General features: G+C 72.7%; 15 protein-coding genes. 9 read left to right on the top strand and 6 right to left on the bottom strand.

What is annotated here, in order from left to right; genetic code table 11:
• Positions 1-205: 205 nt before the first annotated feature.
• From ASC82_RS01115 to ASC82_RS01105, 3 genes are all read left to right on the top strand, one after another.
• Positions 206-652 (top strand): GNAT family N-acetyltransferase, encoded by a 447-nt coding sequence (locus ASC82_RS01115; protein ID WP_056640099.1) that lies wholly within the window; start codon positions 206-208, stop codon positions 650-652.
• On the top strand, positions 649-1911 hold the full coding sequence (locus tag ASC82_RS01110) for an MFS transporter (RefSeq protein WP_056640096.1): 1263 nt from the start codon (positions 649-651) through the stop codon (positions 1909-1911). The genes ASC82_RS01115 and ASC82_RS01110 overlap by 4 nt, the downstream gene beginning before the upstream one ends.
• Before the next feature lie 166 nt (positions 1912-2077).
• Positions 2078-5779 (top strand): S8 family serine peptidase, encoded by a 3702-nt coding sequence (locus tag ASC82_RS01105; RefSeq protein ID WP_056640093.1) that lies wholly within the window; start codon positions 2078-2080, stop codon positions 5777-5779.
• A gap of 126 nt (positions 5780-5905) precedes the next feature.
• Here the strand turns inward: ASC82_RS01105 and ASC82_RS01100 are convergent, their stop codons facing one another.
• The 4 genes from ASC82_RS01100 to ASC82_RS01085 form a co-directional block, all read right to left on the bottom strand.
• Positions 5906-7351: an acyl-CoA synthetase gene (locus ASC82_RS01100; protein WP_056640090.1), complete on the bottom strand. Its 1446-nt coding sequence runs from the start codon at positions 7349-7351 to the stop codon at positions 5906-5908.
• A 59-nt stretch (positions 7352-7410) separates the two neighbouring features.
• Positions 7411-8595: a NarK/NasA family nitrate transporter gene (locus tag ASC82_RS01095; RefSeq protein WP_056641389.1), complete on the bottom strand. Its 1185-nt coding sequence runs from the start codon at positions 8593-8595 to the stop codon at positions 7411-7413.
• Positions 8596-8723: 128 nt separating this feature from the next.
• Positions 8724-10355, bottom strand: a complete 1632-nt coding sequence (locus tag ASC82_RS01090; protein WP_107105788.1) for a GAF domain-containing protein — start codon at positions 10353-10355, stop codon at positions 8724-8726.
• A 36-nt stretch (positions 10356-10391) separates the two neighbouring features.
• Positions 10392-11453: a rod shape-determining protein gene (locus ASC82_RS01085; RefSeq protein ID WP_056640088.1), complete on the bottom strand. Its 1062-nt coding sequence runs from the start codon at positions 11451-11453 to the stop codon at positions 10392-10394.
• Positions 11454-11818: 365 nt separating this feature from the next.
• Between ASC82_RS01085 and ASC82_RS30285 the strand changes: the two genes are divergently transcribed.
• Positions 11819-12703: a hypothetical protein gene (locus tag ASC82_RS30285; RefSeq protein ID WP_056640085.1), complete on the top strand. Its 885-nt coding sequence runs from the start codon at positions 11819-11821 to the stop codon at positions 12701-12703.
• 26 nt (positions 12704-12729) lie between these two features.
• Here ASC82_RS30285 and ASC82_RS01075 read toward each other — a convergent pair whose 3' ends face one another.
• Positions 12730-13164, bottom strand: a complete 435-nt coding sequence (locus ASC82_RS01075; protein WP_024761326.1) for a MarR family transcriptional regulator — start codon at positions 13162-13164, stop codon at positions 12730-12732.
• Between the two features lie 107 nt (positions 13165-13271).
• Here ASC82_RS01075 and ASC82_RS01070 point away from each other — a divergent pair, with 107 nt between their 5' ends.
• The 4 genes from ASC82_RS01070 to ASC82_RS01055 all read left to right on the top strand — a co-directional run bounded on the left by ASC82_RS01070 (position 13272) and on the right by ASC82_RS01055 (position 16548).
• A complete protein-coding gene (locus ASC82_RS01070; RefSeq protein WP_056640081.1) occupies positions 13272-14291 on the top strand; it encodes an NADP-dependent oxidoreductase in 1020 nt (339 codons plus the stop codon).
• A gap of 64 nt (positions 14292-14355) precedes the next feature.
• Positions 14356-14778 (top strand): organic hydroperoxide resistance protein, encoded by a 423-nt coding sequence (locus ASC82_RS01065; RefSeq protein WP_056640078.1) that lies wholly within the window; start codon positions 14356-14358, stop codon positions 14776-14778.
• Between the two features lie 84 nt (positions 14779-14862).
• Positions 14863-15717, top strand: coding sequence for an EI24 domain-containing protein (locus ASC82_RS01060; RefSeq protein ID WP_056640075.1), 855 nt, complete (start codon positions 14863-14865; stop codon positions 15715-15717).
• A 12-nt stretch (positions 15718-15729) separates the two neighbouring features.
• The gene (locus ASC82_RS01055) at positions 15730-16548 is read left to right on the top strand and encodes a pectate lyase (RefSeq protein WP_056640072.1); all 819 of its coding nucleotides are present in this window, start codon (positions 15730-15732) and stop codon (positions 16546-16548) included.
• 29 nt (positions 16549-16577) lie between these two features.
• Here the strand turns inward: ASC82_RS01055 and ASC82_RS01050 are convergent, their stop codons facing one another.
• Entirely contained in the window at positions 16578-17540 is a 963-nt protein-coding gene (locus ASC82_RS01050; protein ID WP_056640068.1) for a LysR family transcriptional regulator, read from the bottom strand.
• A gap of 147 nt (positions 17541-17687) precedes the next feature.
• On the opposite strand from ASC82_RS01050, the gene ASC82_RS01045 reads away from it, so the two are divergent.
• A complete protein-coding gene (locus tag ASC82_RS01045) occupies positions 17688-19889 on the top strand; it encodes a M4 family metallopeptidase (protein WP_242427506.1) in 2202 nt (733 codons plus the stop codon).
• Positions 19890-19977: the final 88 nt, after the last annotated feature.

Below are 19977 nucleotides of genomic sequence, written 5' to 3'. Positions count from 1 at the left end.
CGCCCACGGCGGGAGCCTCCCGCACGCCACCGCCGTGAGCGAGGCGGCCCACGGAGGCTGAGGACACCACGGAAGCGGGGGAACGACACGCGAGCGGGGGAGCGACGGGCAAGCGGGGAGCGTCACGCGCGCCGAGGCAGCCCCCCGCCCGCACGTTCACCAAACTGTAAGGAGTAACAACCGCCTACGTCCCTATACTCGCCCCATGCCCGACATCACCATCCGGCGCGCCACCGCCGACGACTCCAAGCGGCTCACCCGGCTCGTCCGGACCTCCGCCGCCTATCGGGGCGACTACGCCGCCATGGTCGAGGGGTACCAGGTCGGCGGGGCGTACATCGAGCACCACCCCGTCTTCGTCGCCGTCGACGAGAACGACCGCGTGCTCGGCTTCTACGCCCTCCTCCTCGGCGAGGCCGAGCTCGACCTCGCCTTCGTCGCCGACTCCGCCCAGGGCCTCGGCATCGGCCGGCTGCTCATGGAGCACATGACCGCGCAGGCCAGGGCCGCCGGACTCGCCGCCGTGCGGGTCGTCGCGCACCCGCCCGCCGAAGAGTTCTACCTGCGCACCGGCGCCGTCAGGACCGGCGTCCTCCCGCCCGCCGGACGGATCCACTGGGCCCGCCCCGAGCTGCGGTACGACGTCGCGTGACCACCACCGAGAAGCCACAGGACGAAACCACCCGCCGCCGGGTCTTCGCCGACCTCACCCCGCTGCGGACCTCCGCCGACTACCGTCGCCTCTGGTTCGGGAGCACCGTCTCCTGGGTCGGCCAGGGCATGACCGCCCTCGCCGTCTCCCTCCAGGTGTACGAGATCACCCGCTCGCCCTTCTCCGTCGGGCTCGTCGGGCTGTTCTCCCTCGTCCCGCTCGTCGTCTTCGGGCTGTACGGCGGCGCCGTCGCCGACACCGTCGACCGCCGCAAGCTCGGCCTCGCCAGCGCCCTCGGCTCCGCCGTCCTGTCGATCGCCCTCGCGGGCGCCGCGTTCGCCGGCTTCCACCGCGTCTGGTTCCTGTACGGGATCGTCGCGCTCCAGTCCGTGTGCGCCGCGCTCAACTCGCCCGCCCGCACCTCGATGATTCCCCGGCTCCTGCCGCCCGAGCAGCTGCGCGCCGCCAACGCGCTCAACTCGATGGTCATGACCTTCGGCACGCTCGTCGGGCCGAGCCTCGGCGGCCTGATCGTCGGCGTCGCCGGCTACCAGACGGCGTACCTCGTCGACGCCCTCGCCTTCTCCGCGAGCCTCTACGCGATGTGGCGGCTGCCGTCGATGCTCCCGGACCGGAAGGGGAGCAAGCGGGCGTCCGTCCTCGACGGGCTGCGCTTCCTCGCCACCCGCCCCAACCTGCGCATGACGTTCTTCTCCGACTTCTGCGCGATGATCCTCGCCCACCCCCGCGCGCTGTTCCCGGCCGTCGCCGTCCTCTGGTACGGCGGGGACGCGAAGACCGCCGGACTCCTCGTCGCGGCGCCCGCGTTCGGGGCGCTCCTCGGCGGCGTCCTGTCCGGCTGGCAGGGCCGCATCCGCCACCACGGGCAGGCGATCCTCATCGCCGTCGCCTGCTGGGGCACGGCCATCGCCGTCTTCGGGCTGACCCGGAACCTCTGGCTGGGGCTGCTCCTGCTCGCCCTCGCCGGCTACTCCGACACCGTCTCGATGATCTTCCGGAACACGATGATGCAGGTCGCCGCGCCCGACGAGATGCGCGGTCGGCTCCAGGGCGTCTTCATCGTGGTCGTCGCCGGCGGGCCCCGGCTCGGCGACTTCCTCGCGGGCTCCGTGGCCGACCTGACCTCCCCGGCCGTCGCCATCACGGGCGGCGGGATCGCCTGTGTCCTCGCCGTCGGCCTCCTGGCCCTCTACGGGCGCCGTTTCCGCCGGTACGACGCACTCGACCCCACTCCGTGAGGCTCCGGGCGGGTTTCACCCCGAAGCCACCGTCCTGACCTGGCGGTTGGCCGCCACGGCACATAACCGCCAGCAGTGAACGGGGTCAACTCCCGCCCCACAGGCCAAGACTCCTCGCGGCACCCGGAAAACACCCCCGACCCCGGGTCCGCGAGGAGTTTCGTCGATGACGTCGAGGATCACCCCCTTCGCCAGAGGGAGGGCCGGGCTGCTCGCCGCCGGTGTCTCCCTCGTGATGCTCTCGGCCGGGCAGACCGCCGCCGCCGGGAACACCGCCTCCGCAGTGCCGGACACCTTCAAGGCGTCCGCGACGAGCAGCACCGTCACCCTCGTCACCGGAGACCGCGTCACCCTCACCGACCTCGGCGGCGGCAAGCAGACCGTCACCGTCGACCGGGCCAAGGGCGCCACCGGCGCGATACGCAGCCAGATCGCGAACGGCCGGGTCACCGTCATCCCCGACGAGGCCCGCCCCTACCTGGCCTCCGGCGCGCTCGACCCGCGCCTCTTCGACGTCACCGGCCTCGTCGAACAGGGCGTCACCGGCGAACTGCCGCTGATCGTCACGTACGGAGCCAAGGGCGCCCGGGCAGCCGCCTCCACCCCGCGCGGCGCCGAGACCGTCCGCCCGCTGCCCAGCATCGGCGGCGCCGCCGTCACGGCCACCGACCCGGCCGCCTTCTGGCAGGGCTTCACCGCCCAGCAGGCCGCGACGACCCCGAACGCCCGCGCCGCCGCCCCCGCCAAGGTCTGGCTCGACGGCAGGGTCGAGGCCGCCATGGCCGAGTCCAACGCCCAGATCGGCACCCCGAAGGCCTGGGAGGCCGGGCTCACCGGCAAGGGCGTCAAGGTCGCCGTCCTCGACACCGGCGCCGACCTCGCCCACCCCGACCTCGGCGGCCGGGTCGCCGAGACGAGGTCCTTCATCGAGGGCCAGGAGGTCGCCGACCGCAACGGCCACGGCACGCACGTCGCCTCCACCGTCGGCGGCAGCGGCGCGGGCTCCGACGGCAAGGAGAAGGGCGTCGCCCCCGGCGCCACCCTCGCCGTCGGCAAGGTCCTCAGCGACGAGGGCTCCGGCAGCGAGTCGCAGATCATCGCCGGCATGGAGTGGGCCGCCAAGGACATCGACGCGAAGGTCGTGTCGATGAGCCTCGGCTCCCGCGAACCCAGCGACGGCACCGACCCGATGGCCCAGGCCGTCAACACCCTCACCGCCGAGACCGGCGCCCTCTTCGTCATCGCCGCCGGAAACTCCGGCTACCCCGGCTCCATCGGCTCGCCCGGCGCCGCCGACTCCGCGCTCACCGTCGGCGCCGTCGACTCCGCCGACGAGGCCGCCTACTTCACGAGCCAGGGCCCCCGCTACGGCGACCAGGCCCTCAAGCCCGACCTGTCGGCGCCCGGCGTGGACATCCTCGCCGCCCGCTCCCAGCTCGTCGCCGGCAGCGGCCTCTACACCTCCATGAGCGGTACGTCGATGGCGACCCCGCACATCGCGGGCGTCGCCGCGCTGCTCGCCGAGAAGCACCCCGACTGGACCGGCGCGCAGCTCAAGAACGCCCTGATGTCCTCGTCGAAGACGCTCGACGCCTCCGCCTACGCCCTCGGCGCCGGCCGCGTCGACGTGGCCGCGGCGATCTCCGCGAACGTCACCGCCACCGGCTCCGCCGACCTCGGCTTCGTCTCCTGGCCGTACGAGGAGAGCGAGCCGGTCACCAGGACCGTCACGTACACCAACGCCTCCGACGCCCCCGTCGAGCTGAACCTCGCCGTCGAGGGCATGCCGGCCGGGGTCGCCGCCCTCGCCGACACCACCCTCACCGTCCCCGCCCACGGCTCCGCGAGCACCACCGTCACGGGCGACGGCACCAAGGCCCCCGTCGGCCAGTCCTCCGGCCGGATCACCGCCACCGCGGGCGGCGCGCCCGTCGCGCACACCGCGCTCGGCCTCGTGAAGGAGGAGGAGCGCTACACCCTCACCGTCCACGTCAAGGACCGCGACGGCGCCCCCACCGCCGCGCACCTGGGCGTCCAGCAGCTCACGAAGGACGTGGACCCCTTCCCGGCCGCGGTCGGCGAGTCCGGCACCCTCGAACTGCGCCTCAAGCCCGGCACGTACACCGTCGACACCTTCCTCGACGTGCGCGGCTCCCATGGCAAGGACTCCCTCGGCCTCGGCTTCCTCACCGCGCCGGAGATCACCCTCGACCGCGACCGCGAGATCACCCTCGACGGGCGGCAGCTGCGCGAGATCCGCGCCGAGGTCGAGAAGCGCACCGAGACCCGGCAGCTCCTCATGGAGTTCGACCGCGAGGCGAACGGCGCCTCCTACGGCGGCGCCGTCCAGGTCCCGCCGATGTACGACTCGATCTTCGCGGCGCCCACCGCCAAGCCCGCCACCGGCACCTTCGAGTACCGGACCGTCTGGCGCCTCGGCAAGCCGCTCCTTGAGGCGAGCGTCGACGGCACCCGTCTCTCCGGCGCCACCCCGCAGGCCGGCGGCACGCTCCTGGAGGGCGGCCACCGCCTCGGCCTCGTCGACGCGGGCACCGGCACCCCCGCCGAGTACACCGGCAAGAACGTCACCGGCAAGGCCGTCCTCGTCCGGCTGACCGCCGGCGCCGACCCGACGGAGCTCGCACAGACCGCCCAGGACGCGGGCGCCAAGGCCCTGTTCGTCACCGACGACCAGCCCGGCCGCCTGATGAAGTGGTTCGGCACCGCCGACTACGAGGACCGGCCGCTCGCCGTCGCCACCGTCAACACCGCCGACGCCCAGCGGCTCGCCGCCGGCGCGGCCCGCGGCAAGCGCGTCGAGCTGACCGGCACCCGCTTCACCCCGTTCACGTACGACCTCTCCGAGGGGCACCCCGGGGCCATCGGCAAGGACCTGGTCTTCCGTCCCGACGAGGACGAACTGGCCACCATCAGCTCCACCTTCTACGCGCCGACCAAGCGCAAGGAACTGGGCGGCGAGTTCCGCTACTCGATCACCGACACCTTCCCGGTCGGCTTCGGCTTCAAGGAGTGGATCTCCTTCCCGACCGAGCGCACCGAGTACGTCTCCACCGGCACCGGCCAGCGCTGGCACGAGTCCGTCGACCTCGGCGATTCCCTGGAGGAGCGCGGCGGCACCCCGTCGTACAAGGGCGGCAGCCGCGTCGACCTCGACTGGTTCGGCCCCGTCTGGCACCCGTGGCTCGGCACCGGCCTCGGCTGGGGCCAGCAGCGGTCCGGCAACGACCTGCGCTTCAACACCCCCGGCTGGGGCGACTCGGGCACCGACCACACCGGCTTCGGCAACGTGTGGGGCGACGACTCGATGACCCAGTTCACCGAGGTGTACGTCGACGGCGTCCGCGTCGACCGGAAGATGAGCTCCGGCGCCTACGCCTGGGACGCCCCGGCGCAGGAGGCGACCTACAAGGTCGTCACCGACACCGCGCTCGACCCGGCCCGCTGGCGGCTCGCGACCAAGGGCCGCTCCGAGTGGACGTTCCGCTCGGCCGAGACCCCGGCCGACAAGGCCACCTACCTGCCGATGCTCAACCTCGGCTTCGACGTGGACACCGACCTCGACGGCGACGTCCGGGCCGGCTCCAAGCTGCCCGTACGGACCTTCGCGGAGTACGTGAAGGGCGCGGCCGGCACCGGCACGATCACCGGCGGCACCCTGGACGTCTCCTACGACGAGGGCAAGACCTGGACGAAGGTCGCCCTCAAGCCCTCGTGGCGCGGCGCCTCCTGGAGCGGTGAGCTGCGGATCCCGTCCGGGGCGGCCTCCGTCTCGCTGCGGGCGGGCGCGAGCGACGACCAGGGCGGCACGGTCACGCAGGAGCTGATCCGCGCGCTCGGCGTGAAGTAATCCGCGCGCTCGGCGTGAAGTGACGCGCGTGGGTGTCCGGCCGTGATCCGCCGGACACCCGCGAGCGCCACCCCTCGACGCGTGAGGCCGGGCCCCGGTGAGCCGGGGGCCCGGCCTCACGCCTGTTCAACGAGCCGCGGGGAGCGCCTTCTTGAGGATCTTGCCCATGTCGTTGCGGGGGAGCGCGTCGAGATAGCGCACGACCCGGGGCCGCTTGTGCGGGGCGAGCAGCCCCGCCACGTGGTCGACGAGCTCCGCCTCCGCCGGCGGCGCCGAGGCGTCCTCCGCCACCACCCAGGCCACGATCCGCTCGCCGAGGTCCGGGTCCGGCTCTCCGGTGACGGCGGCCTCCCTGATGCCGGGGTGGTCGAGGAGCGCGTTCTCGATCTCGCCCGCCCCGATCTTGTAGCCGCCGCTCTTGATGAGGTCGGTCGCCTTGCGGCCCACCAGACGCACCGCGCCGTCCGCCTCGCGGACCGCCATGTCGCCGGTGCGGAACCAGTCGCCGTCGAAGGCCGCCGCCGTCGCGTCCGGCCGGTTCAGATAGCCGGAGAAGAGGTTCGGGCCGCGGACCTGCACCTCGCCGACGGTCTCCCCGTCGAGCGGGCTCAGGACGGAGCCGTCCTCGTCCACCAGGCGCAGGCCGACGTCCGCGAGCGGCGTCCCGACCGTCCCCGGCCGGGGCTCGCCGCCCGGCCGCACGCTGGTGTTCATGAGCGTCTCGGTCATGCCGTACCGCTCGACGACCGTCCGGCCCGTCGCCGCCGTGATCCGCTCGTGGTCGTGGACCGGCAACGCGGCCGAACCCGAGACGAGGAGCCGCGCCCCCGCCAGCGCCTTCACGAGGCCGGCGTCCCCGCCGAGCGCGTCCGCGATCCGGTGGTACATCGTCGGTACGCCGAACAGCATCGTGCCGCCCGCGCCCAGCTCCCGCTCCACGCCCTCCACCGAGAACGCGCCCAGGTGCCGGACCTCGCCGCCCCGCCGCAGGGGGCCCAGGATCCCGAGGATCAGCCCGTGGACGTGGAACAGCGGCAGCGCGTGCACGAGGACGTCGTCCGCCGTCCACGCCCAGGCCTCGGCCAGCGCGTCGAGGGAGGCGGCGACCGCCCGCCGGGAGAGCACGACGCCCTTCGGGGGACCGGTGGTGCCGGAGGTGTAGACGATGAGCGCGGGGGACTCGGCGTCGTCCGGTTCGGCCAGGGACGGCCCGGTGGTCGGGGTGAGCTCCACGTCGATCCGGGGGAGTCCCGCGAGTCCGGCGGGCAGGACGTCCTCCGGACCCGCGAGCACCGCCCCGGGCGTGCTGTCGCCCAGGATGTGCGCCAGCTCGCGCTCGCCCGTACGCGGATTGAGGGGTACGGCGGGCACGCCCGCGAGCAGCGCGGCCACGACGGCGACCGCCGTGTGCGCGCTCGGCGTGGCCCAGACGGCGACCCGGTCCGCGCCCCCGATCCGTACCGCCAGGGAACCTGCGGCGCGGGCCAGTTCGACGTACGTCAGCGTGTCCGCGCCGCAGCGCAGCGCGGGCCGGTCGGACGGGACCGCCAGGGCGGGGAAGAGCGCACTCACCGGTCGTACTCCTCGGGTCTGTCGAGGTCGAGGGTTGCCGGGAGAATTCTGCCCGCCCGTCAGGTCCGGCGGGCTGTGATCTTCGTCGGCTCGGGCTCCTCCGCGTCCCCGTCCGGCCGGATCCCGCGCATCCGCCCGTACGCGTACACACAGCCCGCGAGCGCCAGGTCGGAGAGGAGCATGAAGCCGATCGAGTACGAGCCCTTGGCGCTGTAGATCGCGCCCATCACCAGCGGCGGCACGAAACCGCCGAGGCCGCCCATCGCACCGACGATGCCGGTGACGCTGCCGACCTTGGCCTGCGGGGTGACCTGGGAGACCAGGGCGAAGACGGAGCCGCTCGCCGTGCCGAGACCGGCGGCCATGACCAGCAGGGCGATCGTGCCGCCCGGGTTCAGTTTCGGGTCGAAGGCCTGGACGATCGCGAAGAGGGCGACCACGCCGAGCGCGGCGGACGTCACGACCGCCGGGTGGACCCGGTCCGAGAGCCAGCCGCCGATCGGCCGGAAAACGACGGTGACCAGGGCGAAACCGGCGGCCTTGGTGCCCGCGTCCGTCGGGTCGAGTTCGTACCAGGTCTTCAGGTACGTCGGCAGGTAGACGCCGAAGGCGACGATGCCGCCGAAGCCGATCGCGTACAGCGCCGACAGCTCCCACGTCACCCGCAGCCGCCCCGCCGAGGCCAGCCGGGTCGCGAGGGAGGCCGTGGGCACGGGCCGGTCGGGCCGGTCGGTGATGAGGACGGCGGCCAGCACCGCGTACACGGCGAGCGCGATCGCCACCACGATGAAGGGGAGGTTCTCGCCGTGCTTGGCGATCCGGGGCGTGAAGTAGCCGGAGAGTGCCACACCGCCCATGCCCATGCCGAACACGCCGAGCGCGAGACCGCGTTTGGCCGGCGGGAACCAGGAGTTGACCAGCGGGATGCCGATGGCGAACGTCGTGCCGCCGAGGCCGAGGAGGAAGCCGACGACCAGCATCAGGGCGTAGCTGTCCTTGGCGACGATCAGGAGGAGCACGGGGATGATCGTCAGCGCCGAGACGACCGGGAACATCAGCTTCGCGCCGTACCTGTCGGTCAGGGCGCCCGCCGGGATGCGGCCGACCGAGCCGACCAGGACGGGCACCGCCACGAGCAGCGACTGCTGGAAGGAGCTGAGGTCGAGCCGGTCGCCGTACCAGCCGGCGATCGGAGCGATCAGGTCCCACGCCCAGAAGGTGAGCGTGAAGCCGATGGTGGCCATCGCCAGATTGCGGTAGGCCGCCGCGGTCGGGGGCTTCGTCTCGGTGTCCACGCCACCAGTCAAGATCCGGACGGGGGGCGCGGCGCGCCGGACTGCTCCGTACGGGGGGAGGGGGCCGGGATCCGCTCCTACGGCCAGGCGACGGTGGTCGGCGGGGTCCCGTCGTCCTCGACCCGGAGCCGTACGCCCTCGGCCCCGGCCGACACCTCGACCGTGATCGCGGTGATTCCGGACCGCCGGTGGGCCGCCGCGAGCGCGCCGCGCAGCGCGGCGAGGAGCTTCCCGGCCTGCTCGTCCTCCACGAGCGTGTCGACCGCGCCCGAGAAGTGCACGGACGGCTGGAAGCCGAGCAGGGCGGCCGCCCCGCCGGTCTCGCGCAGCACCCGGCCGCGGAAGGAGGCCGGCGCGTCCGCCGGGGGCTGCTGGAGCGCGAAGATCGTCGTCCGGACCTCCTGGATCGTGGAGTCCAGCTCGTCCACGGCCCGGCTGAGGAGCGCGCTCTCGTCGAGGTCGGAGTCGGAGGCGGTGGCGGTGGTGGTGGTGCCGGATTCGGCGGTAGTGGCGGTGCCGGATTCGGTGGAGGCGGCGGTGCCGGATTCGGTGGCGGAGCCCGCGCCCGGGGCCGCGGCGAGCGCCCGCCGCCGCGTCGACTCCAGCATCATCTCCGTGGCGAACAGCCGCTGGACGACCAGATCGTGCAGGTCCCGCGCGATCCGGTCCCGGTCCTCGTACACCGCGAGCCGCTCCCGGTCGTGCCGGGCGTCCGCGAGGACCAGCGCGAGCGCCGCCTGCGAGGCGAACTGCGAGGCCAGCAGGCGGTCCACCGCCGAGTACGGCGGGCCGCCGCGCCGCCGGGGGAGGGCGAGCGTGCCGATGAGCTTCCCGCCGCTCTGGAGCGGCAGCATCATCGACGGGCCGAAACGGGACCGGACATGGGTGGTCATCCGGGGGTCCGTCGCCGAGTCCTCCAGGAAGACGGGCTCCCCGCCGAGGAGCTGGACGAGGACGGGGGAGCCGGGCGCGATCGTCGTGCCGACCAGATCGCCGGGGTCGTCGTTGGTCGAGGCGGCGACGATCTCCATCCCGCCCTCCGGGGTGGGCTGGAGGACCACGCCGGCCGAGGCGTCGGCGAGGATCCGAGCCTGCTCGGCGACGGTCATCAGGGCGTTCTCGGCGGTCGCCCCGGTGAGCAGGGCGGTGGTCACGGCCGCCGCGCCCTCGATCCAGCGCTCGCGCTGCCGGGCCGTCTCGTACAGCCGGGCGTTGCCGATGGCGATCCCGGCCTGGGAGGCGAGGACCCGCAGGAGCGCGAGGTCCTCCTCGGTGAAGCGGCCCGTCCGCTTCTCGGTGAGGTACAGATTGCCGAAGACCTGCGTGTGGACCCGGATCGGCACGCCCAGGAAGGAGCGCATCTCCGGGTGGCCCTCCGGCACTCCGGACGCGCGCGGATCGGCCGTCAGGTCGTCGATCCGCAGCGGCCGCGGGTCCTGGACCATGACGCCGAACAGGCCGGTGTGACCATCGGGGATCCGGCCGATCCGCTGCCGCTCCGCCTCGCTCATGCCGGAGGTGAAGAGCTCGGTGAGCCGCCGGCGCTCGGGGTCGACGACCCCGAGCGCCCCGTAGCGCGCCCCCGTCAGCTCGGTCGCCGAGTCCACGAGGTGCTGGAGGGTGGCGCGGAGTTCGAGATCCGTGCCGACGCTGAGGACCGCTTCGAGCAGCAAGGGCAGGCGGGCGCCGTCCTCATCCATGATCGTCATGATCTCATTGTCGTACGAATCGGGTGATTCTCCGGATCAGTCGACGTCGGCGAGCGGGTCACGCACCGCCAGCGGGTCGAGGACCATCGGCTGGACCTTGCCCTCCAGCATCGCGCCGAGACCCAGGACCGCGCACACGTCGGGCCGTTCGGCGATGTGCACCGGCATGCCGGTCGCCTCGCGCAGCATCTGGTCGAGCCCCGGCAGCAGGGCGCTGCCGCCGACCATCATGATCCCGCGGTCCGCGAGGTCGGCCACCAGGTCCGGCGGGCAGTCGCGCAGCACCTTCCCGATGCCGTCGAGGACCGCCGTCAGCGGGGTGTGGATCGCCTGCCGCACGGCGGCGGTGTCGACGGTCACCGAGCGGGCCAGACCCGTGGCGACGTCCCGGCCGTGGATCTCCGTGGAGGCCGGGCCGTGCGGCGTCAGGCCGTTGCCGCTGAGGGCGAGCTGGAGCGGGCGCACCGACTGGCTCGGCAGCATCAGCTCGTGGTGGTGGCGCAGGTGCTGGATGACGGCGTGGTCGATGGCGTCGCCGCCGATCGGCATCCGCTCGGCCGTGACGATCGAGCCCAGCGAGAGGACCGCGACCTGCGTGGTCGCCGCCCCGCACACCAGGATCATGGTCGCGGTCGGCTGCTCGACCGGGAGCCCGCAGCCCACGGCCGCGGCGATCAGGGTGTCGACGAGCTCGACCCGGCGCGCGCCGAGCCCGACGAGGGTCTCCACGGCGGCGCGCTGCGCGAGCGGGTCGCTGTCGTGGGGCGTGCAGGCCGCCGCGCGCAGCCGCGGCTTGCGGCGCAGCTGACGGCGCAGCTTCTCGCCGAGGAGGTGACGGAGCATCCGCTGCGCCATCTCGATGTCGACGACCGTGCCGCCCGAGACGGGGCGGACGACCCGGATGTAGTCGGGGGTGCGGCCCGTCATCTTCTCCGCCAGCGCGCCGACGGCGATCAGCGCTCCTGTACGGGTGTTGACGGCGGCGACGCTGGGCTCGTCGACGACGAGTCCGGCGCCCTTGACGTAGACCCGGGTGCGAGCGGCCCCCAGGTCGACGGCGACATGGCAACGGCGCAGTTGCTCAAGGCTGACGGTCACGGCGGATCCTCCGGAATGCGGTGCTGGCACGGGCGAGGTGTTTCGCGTTGCGCGGTCCCAGGTCCTGTCCGGCCGATCCCGGCCCTTCCGACCCTCATCGACCGGACACGTCCTAGTTCGCATCGTGCGACCGCCCCGGGCCCGGCGCGCGCTGGGCTGCGCCGCTTGGGCCACCCGGTCGGCGGTGGGGGCGGCGGCGAGGATGGTGGCGGGGATGGCGTCGTGGATGGTGGCGGCAAGCCGGAGACGATCCTGACCGAAGCGGGAGAATCGCGACGCACCGCCGACGACCTGCGGTTTCCTCACAGGATCCTCACTTCCGCGCCTACCTGCCGCCGCACCGCGCCGCATAGCCTGCGGGCCCCATGGACTACTGCCACGCGTGCCGGCGGCATCTCAACGGGGCCCTCGCCTGTGCCGGGTGCGGGACCCCCGTCGAGGAACTGCGGTACGAGACCCCCCACGTACCCGTTCCGCCGCCCGCCGAGCCCGAGTACGTCTACGAGCTGGACGTCGTCGAGCCGCCGCGGCCCGCGACGAGCGGCCGCCGCGCCGCCCGCACCGCCGCGCGGGGCCGGTCCGCGTCCCGGGGGAGCAGGCGGGCGAGGGCGCGCCGGGGGCGTACGGTGCTGATGAGTACGGTCGGCCTGGTGCTGGCGGCCGGGACGCTGGGCGTGGTGCAGCTGGCTCTGGACGAGCCGGAGGCGAGCGGCGCGGCCTCGGCCGTGCAGGAGCAGGAGGTCGTCGAGACCTCGCTGCCGCCCACCCCGACCGAGACCGCCGAGAGCGCCGCACCGCCGGACGGCTCCGGCCCGTCCGAGGTCACGGACGCCCCGCGCACGAACGCACCCACCCGCGAGCAGCAGGTGGACACGGGCTCGGACACAGGCTCGGGTGCGGGATCCGGCTCCGGTACGGGCTCAGGGGCAGGTTCCGGCTCGGGCTCGGGCTCCGGCTCGGGGTCCGGTAGCGGCTCCGGCTCCGGCTCGGGTACGGGTACGGGTTCCGGCTCCGGAGGCGGCGCCCCGGCGGAATCGCCGACCCCCACCCACGCGGAGTCCCCGACCGCCACGCCGGACGTCACTCAGCCCGGCACGCCGACCGCCTCGGGCACGGCGACGCCGACGGCCACGGGCACCGGGCCCGCCCCGAGCGGCACCCCGTCCGGGACGGCGACGGCGACGGCTGCTCCGAGCCCCACGCCGACCCCGACGCCGACCTGCACCCGTTTCCTGTGGTGGTGCGTCTGACGCGACGCGTCAGGGCCCGTCCGGTCCTAGACCGCGTCCACGCCGAGCATCCGCTTCAGCAGGTCCCGCAGGAGGGTTCTCTCGACCTCGGTCAGCTCGCCGAGGGGCTCGCGGGCGAAGTCCAGCGATTCGCGCAGCCGCCGGGCGGTGTCCTGGCCCTCGTCCGTGGGGACGGCCAGCTTGACCCGGCGGTCGTCCGGGTCGGGCCGCCGCTCGACCAGGCCGCGGGCCTCCAGGCGGTCGACGATCCCCGTGATGTTGGACGGCTCGCACTTCAGCTTCTGGGCGATCCTGCGCATCGGCAGCGGGTCGAGCGAGAGCAGCCCGAGGACCCGGGCCTGCGCGCCGGTCAGCGAGTGCTGAGCGGCCGCCTGCTCGTACTCCTCGTAGTAGCGCGCCACGACCGTGCCGATCAGCTCGACGACTTCGAGGGTCAGGGGGTCCGTGCGTGAGGTGGCCATGGGCATCATCCTACCCAGTTACTTGACAACGTGAAATATCAAGGCGCATGGTTGTTTCAGTCAGTGAAACTTTTTTGACCTGAAACTTATCTCCGGAGGCCGAGCTCATGTCCGTTCTTCCCGCGTCCAGCCGTGAGTGGCACCTCGTCGCCCGTCCGCACGGCTGGCCGACCGCCGCGGACTTCGCCCTGCGCGAGACCCCGGTCGCCGAGCCCGCCGAGGGTCGCATCCTCGTGCGCAACCTGCACTTCTCCGTCGACCCGTACATGCGCGGCCGGATGAACGACGTGAAGTCGTACATCCCGCCGTTCCAGCTCGACCGGCCCATGGACGGCGGCGCGGTCGGCGAGGTCGTCGCGTCCAACGCGGAGGGCTTCGCCGTCGGCGACCACGTCCTGCACGGCCTCGGCTGGCGCGAGTACGCGGACGTCCCGGCGCAGCACGCGACCAAGGTCGACCCGGCGCTCGCCCCCCTCTCCGCCTACCTCGGCGTGCTCGGCATGACCGGCCTCACGGCCTACGCGGGCCTCTTCGAGGTCGCCTCCTTCAAGGAGGGCGACGCCGTCTTCGTCTCCGGCGCGGCCGGTGCCGTCGGCAGCCAGGTCGGCCAGATGGCGCGCCTCAAGGGTGCCTCCCGGGTCATCGGCTCCGCCGGTTCCGACGAGAAGGTGAAGTTCCTCGTCGAGGAGCTCGGCTTCGACGCGGCCTTCAACTACAAGAACGGCCCGGTCAAGGACCAGCTCCGCGAGGCCGCCCCGGACGGCATCGACGTCTACTTCGACAACGTCGGCGGGGACCACCTCGAAGCCGCGATCTCCTCGCTCAACGTGCACGGCCGCGCCACCATCTGCGGCATGATCGCCCAGTACAACGACATGGAGCCGGTCCCCGGTCCGCGCAACATGGCGATGATCATCGGCAAGCGGCTGCGCCTCCAGGGCGTCCTCGTCGGCGACCACTACGGTCTGCAGAACCAGTTCGTCCAGGAGGTCGGCGGCTGGCTCGGCTCCGGCGAGCTGAAGCACCGCGAGACCTTCGTCGAGGGCATCGAGAACGGCGTGGACGCCTTCCTCGGACTGCTCCGCGGGGACAACACCGGAAAGATGATCGTCTCGGTGACCCGCTAGTCTTCCCTCAGCCGCCGCGATCGTGGGCGCGAGTCGCGGCGAACTGACGAAGGAAGTACCTCGCATGTCGATCCAGCACTCCGACGTTCTCTACACCGCCGTCGCCACCGCCGAGAACGGGCGCGACGGCCGTGTCGCCACCGACGACGGCCAGCTCGACCTCGTCGTCAACCCGCCGAAGGCGATGGGCGGCTCCGGCGCCGGCACCAACCCCGAGCAGCTCTTCGCGGCCGGCTACAGCGCCTGCTTCCAGGGCGCGCTCGGCGTCGTCGCCCGCAACGAGAACGCCGACATCTCCGGCTCGACGGTCACCGCCGAGGTGGGCATCGGCAAGAACGACGACGGCTTCGGCATCATCGTCAAGATCTCGGCGACCATTCCGAACGTGGACGTCGAGACCGCCAAGAGCCTGATCGAGAAGGCCCACCAGGTCTGCCCGTACTCCAAGGCGACCCGCGGCAACATCACGGTCGAGCTCGCCGTCTGAGCTCCGGACCGGCACACTGAGTGAGGGCCGCACCCCGACCGACCGGGGTGCGGCCCTCACCGCGTGCGTCAGTAGGCTGCACGCATGCGTGATCTCGGGGTGGGTTTCAGATACCTGGCACAGGGCCAGAAGTGGGTCGGGCGGCACGGACGGTGGTTCGGATTCGGGCTGTTGCCCGGGCTCGTGACCCTCGTGCTCTACGCGGGGGCGCTCGTCGGCCTCGGCTACGGAGCCGACGACCTGGTGGCCTGGCTGACACCGTTCGCCGACGACTGGACCTCGCCCTGGCTCGGCTTCTTCCGGGGCACGCTCACCGGCCTCGTCTTCGTCTTCGGGCTCTTCCTCGCGGTCATCACCTTCACCGCCGTCACGCTCCTCGTCGGCCAGCCCTTCTACGAGTCCCTCTCCGAAGAGGTCGACCGCAGCGAGGGCGGCGACGTGCCCGAGTCCGGGCTCCCGCTCTGGCGCGAGCTGTGGATCTCGGCCCGGGACAGCCTGCGGGTCGTGCTGCGCGTCGCGTTCTACGGCATCCTGCTCTTCGCCTGCGGTTTCATCCCGGTGATCGGCCAGACCGTCGTCCCCGTCCTCGGCTTCTGCGTCTCCGGCTTCTTCCTCGCCGAGGAGCTCACGGCCGTCGCGCTCCAGCGCCGGGGCGTCGAACTCAAGGAGCGCCTCGCGCTGCTGCGCGGGCGGCGCATGGCCACGCTCGGCTTCGGCGTGCCGCTGACCCTCGCCTTCCTCGTGCCGTTCGTCGCCGTCTTCCTGATGCCGGGAGCCGTCGCCGGAGCCACGCTCATGGCCCGCGACCTGCGCGGCGAGACGGGCGGCGGCGACCGGGACGACGACGAGCGGAACGGCGCCTCCGCGGAAAATGATCAGGCGCGCGGCAACCTTCCCTTCTCCGGTGGCGACCAGGGGGTGCACCACCTCCCCCACTGAGAGAAGAGCACCATGACGTCACACCAGCGGAAGACGGGCCGCCGCCGCGCGATCGTCGGCGGCCTCAGCGCCCTCGGCATCACCGGCGCGGCGATCGTCACCAGCACCCTCCTCGCGCCGGCGGGCGCCGCGACCACCGTGGCGGCCTGGCCGCAGGCCAAGGGCAGCAAGCCGGTCGCCACGACCATCGAGGTCTCGGGCACGTACGACGGCAAGCTCGCGCGCTTCTCCGGCACCGGTGAGCTCGGCTCCGACGGGCAGAGCGAGAGCCAGAAGCCCCTCTTCGTCCTCAAGGACGGCGCGACCCTCAAGAACGTGGTCATCGGCACCCCCGCCGCCGACGGGGTCCACTGCCTCGGCAGCTGCACCCTGCAGAACGTCTGGTGGGAGAACGTCGGCGAGGACGCCGCCACCTTCAAGGGCACCTCGAAGACGGCGGTGTACGCGGTCCATGGCGGCGGGGCGAAGGGCGCCTCCGACAAGGTCTTCCAGTTCAACGGCGCGGGCAAGCTGGTCGTCAACAAGTTCCAGGTCGCCGACTTCGGCAAGCTGGTCCGCTCCTGCGGCAACTGCAAGAAGCAGTACCCGCGCACGATCCTGATCAACGACGTCGACGTCACCACGCCCGGCAAGTCGATCGTCGGCGTCAACGCCAACTACGGCGACACCGCGACCCTGCGGAACATCCGGATCCACGGCGACGCCAAGAAGAAGATCAAGCCGTGCACCCGCTTCACCGGCAACGACACCGGCAAGGAGCCCAAGGAGATCGGCACGGGACCGGACGGCACCACCTGCCGTTACGAGGCCGGAGACCTCTCCTACGACTGACCCGGCCGCACCCGGTCCTCGCCGTCGCCTCAGACGTCGAGGACCGGGTGCAGTTCCGGCCGCGCGTCCCACCAGGCCCGGTAGAAGGCGTTGTTGTCCACGTTCGCCAGGTAGGCCCGGACCGCCGCCCGGTACAGCAGCTCCGCGTGCGGCGCCGGGACCGCCGCCCGGTTCCAGGCGAGCCGGATCCGCCCCATGACCGGGTCGCCCTCCAGCGGGCGCAGCACCGTGCCCGCCGCCGGCGGGGCCGTCGGCTGGCTCATCGAGATCGCCCGGCCCGCCGCGATCAGGTCGTAGTGCATCTTCCGGTCGGCCACCCGGTGCCGCAGCGACGGCGTGAACCCGGCCTTCGCACAGGCCGCGACGAGCGCCTCCGGGCCGCCGTCGTCGTCCTCCACCAGCGTCATCCAGTCCTCGCCCGCCAGCTCGGCCAGCGCGATCCGGTCCCTCGCGGCCAGCGGATGCGCGGCCGAAAGCCGCACGCAGAACGGCTCCTTGGGCACCAGCGTCCGGGCCGTCGTCCCCTCCGGCAGCGGCACCTCGTGGTCGTTGACCTCCCCGTACAGCACCGCGTCGTACCGGCCCGCGCCGAGCTGCCGGGTCAGCGTCGTCGCCGAGTGCTCCACCGTCACCGCGATGTCCTGCCCCGCCATGAGCTCCTCCACCTGCCCGAGCAGCCCGTCGACGAGGACGAGCAGGATGCAGCCGAGACGCAGCGGGGTGTGCGGGGCGACGGCCCGCGCACCGGCGGCCAGCGCGTCCATCTCGCCGAGGACGAGCCGCGCCTTGGAGAGGACGAACTCGCCCAGCGGAGTGGGCTCCACACCGTGCCGGCCGCGGAGGAACAGCTCCCCGCCCGCGACCCGTTCGATCCGGCGCAGCTGCGCCGAGAGCGCCGGCTGCGAGACCCCGAGCCGCCCGGCCGCGCGTCCCAGACTGCCCGCTTCCGCTATCCGGCAGACGGCCTCAAGATGCCTCAACTCCAGCTGCATTTCAGCAGCGTACGCAGCACGGCACGGCCGCACCATAACCCGCGTCTTATGCCGGATGAGATGTCCCGAACTGGCCATGTCCACGCCCATACTCGGCGCGACGATCCGTCTCCCCCACCCTGATCCACACCCCGATCGGAGCGTACGTTGCACCCCACCAGACTCACGGCGGCCGTGGCCGCCCTGGCGCTTTCGGCGAGCCTCGCGACCGCCCTCGCCGGACCGGCCACCGCCGCGCCGGCCGCCGCGGCGCCGCAGGCGCAGCCGGTACCGCCCGGGCAGGGCAAGTCCCTCGCGCTGGCCGCCGCCGACCGGGCCGCCGACAGCGGTCTCGACGAGCTGCGGCACGGCGCCGACGAGGAACTCGTCCGGACGTCCGTCACCCCCTGGGCGAACGGCCTGTACTACGCGGCGTACGAGCGCACCTACCGCGGCCTCCCCGTCGTCGGCGGCGACGCGGTCGTCGTCTCCGACAGCTCCGGCAAGGTCCGCGAGGTGACCGGCGCCAAGGCCCCCGCCATCAAGGTCGCCACCAAGGCCAAGGTGACGGCCGACGCGGCCCTCGCCACCGCCCGGAAGCAGCTCGCCTCGGTCGAGTCCGCGAGCGCCCCCGAGCTGACCGTGCTCCTCAAGGGCGGCAAGGCCGTCCTGACCTGGCACACCCTGGTCATCGGCCGGACCGCGCAGGACGCCCCGAGCTCCCTCGACACCTACGTCGACGCCCGCACCGGCGCCGTCGCCCGGGCCACCGACAAGATCCTGCACGCCGACGGCCGCGGCTACCACAACGGCAACGTCACCATCGACACCGCCGCGAGCTCCATGACCGACACCAGCCGCGGCGGCTTCAAGTGCGGCGGCCAGAACGGCAGCGCGTACACGGGCTCCTCGCCCTGGGGCAACAACGGCGCCAACGACCTGGTCACCGCCTGCGTCGACATCATGTACGCGGCGCAGAAGGAACACTCCATGCTCAAGGAGTGGTTCGGCTACAACGGCCAGAACGGCCAGGGCGGCATGGTCCCGGCCCGCGCCGGACTGAGCGAGGTCAACGCCTACTACGACGGTACGAAGACCACGTACGGCCGCAACCAGAACGGCACCAACCAGCTCACCGGCATCGATGTGGTGGCGCACGAGTACGGCCACGAGATCTTCGACCGGACCCCGGGCAGCTCCGGCTCGTCCAACGAGAACGGCGGCCTGAACGAGTCGACGGGCGACATCTTCGGCGCGCTCACCGAGCACTACGCCAACAACCCGAACGACACCCCCGACTACACCGTCGGCGAGAAGCTCAACTTCACCGGCAACAACCAGCCGATCCGCAACATGTACAACCCCTCGCTCATCGGCAACGACCCCAACTGCTACCCCCAGTTGACCTCGGGCACCGAGGTGCACGCGGCGGCCGGCCCGCAGAACCACTGGTTCTACCTGCTCGCCGAGGGCTCCAACCCGGGCGGCGGCAAGCCCAACAGCCCGATATGTTCCGGCGGTCCGTCCTCCGTGACCGGCATCGGCATCCAGAAGGCCGGCAAGATCTTCATGGGCGCGCTGCTCATGAAGACCTCCTCCTGGAACCACCTCGCCGCCCGCAAGGCGACGCTGACCAGCGCCAAGAACACCTACGGCAGCGCCGAGTGCAACGCGGTGAAGGCCGCGTGGAACGCGATCGGCGTGCCCGCCCAGTCCGGTGAGACCGACTGCGGCGGCACCACGACCCCGGACTTCTCGCTGGCCCTCAACCCGTCCTCGGGCTCGGTCCAGCCGGGTGCCTCCGTCACCTCGACGGTGAACACCAGCACCACCGGCGGCAGCGCGCAGACCGTCCAGCTCTCCGCGAGCGGCGCCCCGAGCGGTGTCACCGTCTCCTTCAGCCCCGCCTCGGTGACCTCCGGCAACTCGTCCACGATGACCGTGCAGGTCGCGGCGGGCACGGCCAACGGCACCTACCCGATCACCGTCACCGGTACGGGCTCCGCCACCCACACCGTCACCTACCAGCTGGCGGTCGGCACCACGACCCCGCCGACCGGCTGCGACAACACCGAGTACAGCTACCAGGGCAGCCTGACGTCCGGTCAGGCCGCGGCCCAGCCCGACGGCTCGTACTACTACTCGGCGACCTCCGGCACCCACGTGGGCTGCCTGCGCGGCCCGGCCGGCACCGACTTCGACCTCTACCTGCAGAAGTGGAACGGGTCGGGCTGGGCGGACGTGGCGGTCGGCGGCACGGCGACCGCCGACGAGGACACCAGCTACTACGGCACCGCGGGCTACTACCGGTACGTGGTCCACGCGTACAGCGGCTCCGGCGCGTACACGCTGGGCCTGAGCGCCCCGTAACAGGGGGGCGGGGCACCGTCACGGGCCGGGGGTCCCGTGACGGTCCACCCGGAGCCGGGCGGCCTCAGGGCCTGTCCGGCTCCGGCGT

Source organism: Streptomyces sp. Root431 (genome assembly GCF_001426585.1).
GTDB classification, from domain to species: Bacteria; Actinomycetota; Actinomycetes; order Streptomycetales; family Streptomycetaceae; genus Streptomyces; species Streptomyces stackebrandtii.
Note: the sequence above shows the minus strand (reverse complement) of the source record. Positions and strands in the feature narration are given on the sequence as shown.